The 5,157-nt window shown below is 66.8% G+C and carries 7 protein-coding genes; 4 read left to right on the top strand and 3 right to left on the bottom strand.

Annotated elements, in window-relative coordinates:
* Positions 1–153 precede the first annotated feature (153 nt).
* From LI94_RS22605 to LI94_RS20120, 3 genes are all read left to right on the top strand, one after another.
* Positions 154–255, top strand: a complete 102-nt coding sequence (locus tag LI94_RS22605; protein WP_003402602.1) for an AURKAIP1/COX24 domain-containing protein — start codon at positions 154–156, stop codon at positions 253–255.
* A 116-nt stretch (positions 256–371) separates the two neighbouring features.
* Positions 372–1,487, top strand: a complete 1,116-nt coding sequence (locus LI94_RS20125) for an SDR family oxidoreductase (RefSeq protein WP_024442554.1) — start codon at positions 372–374, stop codon at positions 1,485–1,487.
* Positions 1,488–1,491: 4 nt separating this feature from the next.
* Entirely contained in the window at positions 1,492–2,520 is a 1,029-nt protein-coding gene (locus LI94_RS20120; protein WP_046302316.1) for a lysophospholipid acyltransferase family protein, read from the top strand.
* 122 nt (positions 2,521–2,642) lie between these two features.
* Here LI94_RS20120 and LI94_RS20115 read toward each other — a convergent pair whose 3' ends face one another.
* From LI94_RS20115 to LI94_RS20105, 3 genes are all read right to left on the bottom strand, one after another.
* Positions 2,643–3,170, bottom strand: coding sequence for a MaoC family dehydratase N-terminal domain-containing protein (locus LI94_RS20115; RefSeq protein ID WP_024442556.1), 528 nt, complete (start codon positions 3,168–3,170; stop codon positions 2,643–2,645).
* A 128-nt stretch (positions 3,171–3,298) separates the two neighbouring features.
* Positions 3,299–4,198, bottom strand: coding sequence for an HAD-IB family hydrolase (locus LI94_RS20110; protein ID WP_152664886.1), 900 nt, complete (start codon positions 4,196–4,198; stop codon positions 3,299–3,301).
* Positions 4,199–4,253: 55 nt separating this feature from the next.
* The gene (locus LI94_RS20105; RefSeq protein WP_024442558.1) at positions 4,254–4,709 is read right to left on the bottom strand and encodes a nuclear transport factor 2 family protein; all 456 of its coding nucleotides are present in this window, start codon (positions 4,707–4,709) and stop codon (positions 4,254–4,256) included.
* 140 nt (positions 4,710–4,849) lie between these two features.
* Between LI94_RS20105 and LI94_RS20100 the strand changes: the two genes are divergently transcribed.
* Positions 4,850–5,110 (top strand): glutaredoxin family protein, encoded by a 261-nt coding sequence (locus LI94_RS20100; protein WP_024442559.1) that lies wholly within the window; start codon positions 4,850–4,852, stop codon positions 5,108–5,110.
* Positions 5,111–5,157 lie beyond the last annotated feature (47 nt).

Raw genomic sequence — 5,157 nt, 5'->3', positions numbered from 1 at the left:
ATGTGTATAAGAGACAGCGGCTGTCCTGGTTGCGTCGTGGTCGGGGCCAGGTGCGGTTTTCCGGTCCGTGCCCGCCTACGGGTAAAGTAGCCGGGTCGATCAAGTTCAGCAGCGCCCAATCGTCGGCGCGGGCAGAAGCAGATAGCGGAGTTCATGGGTTCAGTCATCAAGAAGCGGCGCAAGCGCATGTCGAAGAAGAAGCACCGCAAGCTGCTTCGCCGTACCCGCGTGCAGCGCAGAAAACTCGGTAAGTAACTCCGCCCGGGTCCGTCCAGGCCCCCGAGCCGTGCCGAGCGTGAAGTCGGCTTCACGCTCGCGTACCGGGCCGATCGCCGGTATTGCTTTTCCGGCGTGGCCGTTAGGCTGACCGAATGGACGAGGCCGGACCCCCGAGCGACGGCACGCGCAGTGACGCCCGGCATTACCCCAAGGTTGTGTTGGTCACCGGTGCGTGCCGGTTCCTGGGTGGATTCCTCACCGCAAGGCTCACGCAGAACCCGTTGATCAACCGGGTGATCGCTGTGGATGCGGTCATGCCGAGCAAGGACATGCTGCGCCGTATGGGGCGCGCTGAGTTTGTCCGTGCCGACATCCGTAACCCCTTTATCGCCAAGGTGATTCGAAACAGCGAAGTCGACACCGTCGTGCACGCAGCGGCGGCGTCGTACGTGCCGAGGTCCGGCGGTGGGGCGGCGCTCAAAGAGTTCAACGTGATGGGCGCGATGCAGTTGTTCGCCGCCTGTCAGAAGGCGCCTTCGGTGCGGCGGGTGGTGCTCAAGTCGACCTCGGAGGTCTACGGGTCGTGCTCGCGCGACCCGGTGTTGTTCTCCGAGGACAGCACCAGTCGCCGTCCTCCGACGCAGGGGTTCCCCCGCGACAGCATCGACATCGAGGGTTATGCCCGTGGGCTGGGCCGGCGTCGGCCCGACATCGCGGTCACGATCCTGCGGATGGCCAACATGATCGGCCCGGCCATGGACACCGCCTTGTCCCGCTACCTCGCTGGCCCGCTGGTTCCGATGGTGCTGGGACGAGACGCGCGCCTGCAGCTGCTGCACGAGCAGGACGCGCTGGGGGCCTTGGAGCGGGCCACCATGGCCGGCAAGGCCGGCACCTTCAACATCGGCGCCGACGGGATCATCATGATGTCGCAGGCAATCCGCAGGTCAGGGCGCGTTCCGATGCCACTGCCCGGTGTCGGGCTGTGGGTCATAGATTCGCTGCGCCGGGCCAACAATTACACCGAGATCAACCGGGAACAGCTGAATTATCTGAGCTTTGGCCGGGTGATGGACACGACTAGAATGCGAACCGAACTCGGGTACAGCACCAAGTGGACCACCGCCGAGGCGTTTGACGACTACGTGCGGGGTCGGGGACTGCACCCGATCGTCGATCCCAAGTGGGTCCGTTCGGTGGAACAGCGAGCAGTGAGCGCAGCGCAGCGCATGGGGGATATCGGCTTCAACAGGGTGCGGGGAGGTTAGCGCTATGGCTGATGATTCGAAGGCGAAAGTCATTCCGCTGCACAAGCATTCGAACTCGGTGCGCAGGCATCCGTCGGCGTTGGCGGGTCCGGCCGAACGGGTCTCGGCCAAGCAGGCCGCCGCGGTGGTCCGTGAACTCGGCGACCGCCGCGGCACCGCGTCGGCCACCAGCGCCGCCGCGCCCACCCCGAGCGAATTCACCCGCCGGGTGAGCGCGGTCGCCGCGTTCCTGCGGGAGCGGATCACTGGCGATTACCAGGTGGACGAATTCGGGTTCGACCCGCACTTCAACGAGGCAGTGGTGCTGCCGTTGCTGCGGGTGTTCTTCAACGACTGGTTCCGCGTCGAGGTCAGCGGCATCGAGAACCTTCCGATCGATGGGCCCGCACTGGTGGTGGCCAACCACGCCGGGGTGTTGCCGATGGACGCGCTGATGCTCTCGGTGGCGGTGCGTGACCATCACCCCGAACACCGGAACCTGCGGATGCTCGCCGCCGACCTGGTATTCGACCTGCCGATGATCGGCCCGACCGCCCGCAAGGCGGGCCACACCATGGCCTGCACCTCCGACGCCAACCGGTTACTGGAGGCAGGGGAGCTGACCGCCGTCTTCCCGGAGGGCTACAAGGGCCTGGGCAAGCGGTTCAAGGACCGCTACAAGCTGCAGCGGTTCGGTCGCGGCGGCTTCGTCTCGGCGGCGCTGCGCACCAAGGCGCCGATCGTGCCCTGCTCGATCGTCGGCTCGGAGGAGATCTACCCGATGATCGCCGACGTCAAGCTGTTGGCCCGACTGCTCGGCGTGCCCTATTTCCCCATCACGCCGCTGTTTCCGCTGGCCGGTCCCGCCGGCCTGGTGCCGATGCCCTCGAAGTGGCACATCGCCTTTGGTGAACCGATTGCGACCACCGACTACGAGGCCGGTGCCGCCGACGACCCGATGGTCACCTTCGAGCTGACCGACCAGGTGCGCGAGACCATTCAGCAGACGCTGTACCGGCTGCTCGCCGGTCGCCGCAACACGTTCTTCGGCTGACGTTCGCGACTCCGCCACCTCATCCAGCACCGACAGGTGCAGCCGCTCCTTGAGATTGCCGTCAGGGCTGTGGATGGCGCCGCGTCCACGACCCTGGACGCAATCTCGATGAGCTTGGACGGCTACTTCTTGCCCAGCGCCCGATCGCGCATCGCCTCAAGGGCGGCGATTGTCTTGGCCTCGGTGTCGGCGTCCTGGTTGACCGACTCGCCGAGCATGGTCACCACGCTGGTCACCACCGGCTCGCCGTTCTCGTCGGTGACCTCGCTGCGGACCTCACTGACCACCGTGCCGTGCGACTCGATCACCGAGTCCAAGTAGGTGTCGAAGAACAGCTTGTCACCGGCCACGATCGGCCGGTGGAAGGTGAACTTCTGGTCGCGGTGCAGCACCCGGGAGATGTTGATCGGGAGGTCGAACTTGTCGAAGATCTCCAGTTGCACCTGGCGTCCGGCAACCGCCAGGAACGTCAGCGATGCCACCAGTCCCGGATGCCCGGCTTCGCCGGCGGCGGCCTCGTCGAAGTGGGCCGGGTGGTCGTCTTTGACGGAGCGGGCGAACTCGCGGATCTTCTCCCGGCCGACCTCGAAATAATCCGGGAACCGGTAGTGGGCTCCGATCATCCGCTGCGACTCGGTGTGTACTGACATGCCGGTTTACCCCTCCGCTCGCCGTGGTGTACGGCGGCGGAAGTTTATCAGCGAGCAAGTCAGGTGCGCTCGTTCCGGTGCGCCACGGTGCCTGATGCGGTCGACCGGTCCTCGCGTACTCCGCTGCGCTACGTTCGCTCGTTCCGGTGCGCCACGGCTGCGGCCAGGGCCCCGCCGACGGCGCCCAGCGCCAGCGCCGACGGCACGCCGATCCGCGCCGCCCGCCGTGCGGTACGGAAGTCACGGATCTCCCAGCCCCGCTTTCGCGCCGTCTCCCGCAACGCGGCGTCGGGGTTGATCGCCACCGCCGTGCCGACCAGCGAGAGCATCGGCACGTCGTTGAAGCTGTCGGAGTAGGCCGTGCAACGCCGCAGGTTCAGCCCCTCCCGGATCGCCAGCGACCGCACCGCGTGGGCTTTGCCGGGCCCGTGCAGGATCTCGCCGACCAGTCGACCGGTGAACACCCCGTCGACCGACTCCGCGACGGTGCCCAGCGCGCCGGTCAATCCGAGCCGGCGGGCGATGGTCTCGGCCAGCTCGTAGGGGGTCGCGGTGACCAGCCACACCTGCTGGCCGGCGTCGAGATGCATCTGGGCCAGCTCCCGGGTACCGGGCCAGATCTTGTCGGCGATGATCTCGTCGTAGATCTCCTCGCCCAGATCGACCAGCTCGGACACCGGCCGGCCCTCGATGAACGCCAGCGCTTTGCGCCGCCCGGCCGCGACGTCGTCGCTGTTCTCCTTGCCGGTGAGCTGAAATTTGGCTTGCGCGTACACGAATCCGATGACATCGCGGTAGGTGAAGTAGTTGCGGGCGGCCAGCCCGCGGCCGAAGTGCACCATCGAGGAGCCCTGAACCAGGGTGTTGTCGACGTCGAAGAACGCGGCGGCGGTCAGGTCGACCGGTGCGGGAGTGTCGGCGTCGGCCACATTGGCCAGCGCCCGCTCCGCGCTGGCTGCGAAATCCCCGGCGGTCGGCGATGCCACATCGGCTGCGGATGCCCGGTCGGCCGGGCCCGGTGATGCCATCACCCGACTCCTTCCGCGTCTGGGCTCAGGGCCGGTAGTCCGGCCGTGATCAACCCTATCCGGCTGCCGGGCCGATGACCCTCAGGTGATCGCGTAGATCACCTTTGAGGTCGAACATCGAGTAGTCGCGGAAACTGAACCGCCAGACGTCGTCGACCCGCTCGAACGAGTCGTGATAGCGCCCCGCGGCGATCACCTGTAGTGCCACGGCCTCGGTCTGCTGCAGCACCGTGTAGTAGGACCGGCAGGTTGCGGTCCCGGCGACCTCGTCGATGTCCAGGATCGGGTTGGTGATCACGTGCTTGGTGCGCGGCGTGCCGTCGGCGTGAAGGGTGACGAGCCCGCGCCACAGCTGCAGGATCCCGGCGTGATCGAGGATGACCGTGCCTTCGGGGTCGGCTTTGATCCGGGCGTGGGCGAACAGCGCCGCAGCGCCGTCCAGGTCGCCGGAGTCCATCAATTCCGCGTAGCGATACAGCAGGTTGGTGATCGACACAGCGCTGGAAGTCATGGCTTGCTCGGTCCGCCCGGGGTGAGGAGATGCGGCTTGTGGCCGGTCACACCGTAATTCAATTCGGTTGAGGACGTCGCGACAATTCAGCGAACCCGGTGGCCTCGGCGGGCCGGCGCCGGCCCTGCGACACTGGCAGCATGACCCGCCACCAGGTACAGCTGCTCACCCGCGAGGGTTGCCCGGTCTGCGTGCAGGTGTACGACCAGTTGACCCGGCTGGCGGGCGAACTCGAGTTCGACCTGCAGGCGGTCGATGTCGACGCCGCCGCGGCGGCCGGCGACACCGGCCCGCGCGCCGAATTCGGCGACCGGTTGCCGGTGGTGCTGCTCGACGGACGAGAGCACAGCTACTGGGAGGTCGACGAGTCCCGGCTACGTGCTGATTTGGCGGGTTCATAAGGCGGTTCCAGCTCTTCTCCGTCGAGCCTCGCTGAACCTGTCTCTTA

This window comes from Mycobacterium sp. UM_Kg27, assembly GCF_000972905.1.
GTDB lineage: Bacteria > Actinomycetota > Actinomycetes > Mycobacteriales > Mycobacteriaceae > Mycobacterium.
The sequence above is the reverse complement of the archived record's forward strand: the minus strand, read 5'-3'. Positions and strand labels throughout refer to the sequence as shown.

Excerpts from the sequence above, each read along its gene's own strand:
- LI94_RS20120 (WP_046302316.1), top strand. The coding sequence starts at position 1,492 with ATGGCTGATGATTCGAAGGCGAAAGTCATTCCGCTGCACAAGCATTCG.
- LI94_RS20115 (WP_024442556.1), bottom strand. The coding sequence starts at position 3,170 with ATGTCAGTACACACCGAGTCGCAGCGGATGATCGGAGCCCACTACCGG.
- LI94_RS20110 (WP_152664886.1), bottom strand. The coding sequence starts at position 4,198 with ATGGCATCACCGGGCCCGGCCGACCGGGCATCCGCAGCCGATGTGGCA.
- LI94_RS20100 (WP_024442559.1), top strand. The coding sequence starts at position 4,850 with ATGACCCGCCACCAGGTACAGCTGCTCACCCGCGAGGGTTGCCCGGTC.
- LI94_RS22605 (WP_003402602.1), top strand. The coding sequence starts at position 154 with ATGGGTTCAGTCATCAAGAAGCGGCGCAAGCGCATGTCGAAGAAGAAG.
- LI94_RS20125 (WP_024442554.1), top strand. The coding sequence starts at position 372 with ATGGACGAGGCCGGACCCCCGAGCGACGGCACGCGCAGTGACGCCCGG.
- LI94_RS20105 (WP_024442558.1), bottom strand. The coding sequence starts at position 4,709 with ATGACTTCCAGCGCTGTGTCGATCACCAACCTGCTGTATCGCTACGCG.